The 1,247-nt window shown below is 46.6% G+C and carries 1 protein-coding gene; it reads right to left on the bottom strand.

Annotation, left to right across the window (positions count from 1 at the left end; translation table 11 throughout):
* Positions 1-112 precede the first annotated feature (112 nt).
* Positions 113-1,247: primosomal protein N' (gene priA / locus R8269_RS24935; protein ID WP_318222872.1), on the bottom strand; the 1,135-nt coding region annotated here is incomplete at its 5' end.

Raw genomic sequence — 1,247 nt, 5'->3', positions numbered from 1 at the left:
GGATAGTCTATTCATTTCTATCGGGAAAGTTACGGTCTGTTTAACAAAAATTGCAATCTTGATGTGAGTCTCATCACATTAAAAGGTAATTCATTACATAGTTAAACGTTTGCTAGCTGAGATCTTGTGGTTCTATGTCTAAATTCCAGCGAACTTTTTTGGCATTAGGCAACAACTCAATAGCAGGTTTGGCACTGGTTAATAACTTTTGCATTAATGAACGGTGCTGGGTTTGGAGTAACAGCTGCCAACGGTATTTGCCTGCGCGTTTGGCGAGAGGCGATGGTGTTGGACCAAGCACCATGCAGGTGTCGTCAAATAAAGGGTGCGATTCTAAGGTAAAGCGAACTTGACGCAGAAAATCTTCTACGATCTCGCTCTGATTCGCTTCGGCTTTAAATAGAGTAAGGAAACTGTACGGCGGCAACTGCGCCAGTTTACGTTCCTCTAATGCCGTCATAGCGAAGTGTCGGTAGTCCTTTTCCAATAAGGCTTGCAACAAACTGTGCTCAGGATGGTGAGTCTGTAAAACCACTTCCCCCGGCTTACTTGCACGTCCGGCTCGCCCTGCTACTTGAATGAATAGCTGCGCTAATCTTTCGGAGGCGCGAAAGTCGCTACTATATAGGGAGCCATCAACATCTAGCAAGGCGACGAGCGTTACATTGGGGAAATGGTGTCCCTTAGCTAGCATTTGAGTGCCAATTAAAATTTGATATTCACCCTTGCGGATGGAGTCCAACGCGTCTTCTAAGCTACCTTTGCGGCGCGTGCTATCCCTGTCGATACGGATAGCTTTGTATTCGGGGAACAGTTGTGCCAATTGTTGTTCTAACTGTTCGGTACCGACACCAACGGTAACCAGTTGAGTTGAACCACAGCCCTGACACTGATGAATCACTGGTTGCTGTGAACCACAATGGTGGCAGCGAATCTCATTGCTGTATTGGTGGAAGGTGTAATAAGCATCACAACGTTTGCATTCGGCAATCCAACCACATTCATGACACATGAGAGCAGGGGAGAAACCACGACGGTTAAGAAACAGCATCACCTGATTGCCTGCTTTAAGGTGTTTGCGCATTTCCGCAATCAATGGGGCAGATAAACCACTTTCTAAATACTGACCTTTGACGTCGAGCACTTTATTAGTAGTAGGAACCGCAGAGCCTGCGCGTTGGGTCAGGGTTAAATGGTGATACTTGCCTGACAAGGCATTGTGCAATGTCTCCAGTGCAGGTGTGGCT

The organism is Vibrio sp. Vb0667 (genome assembly GCF_033391095.1).
This window is presented reverse-complemented; position numbering and strand designations above follow the sequence as displayed.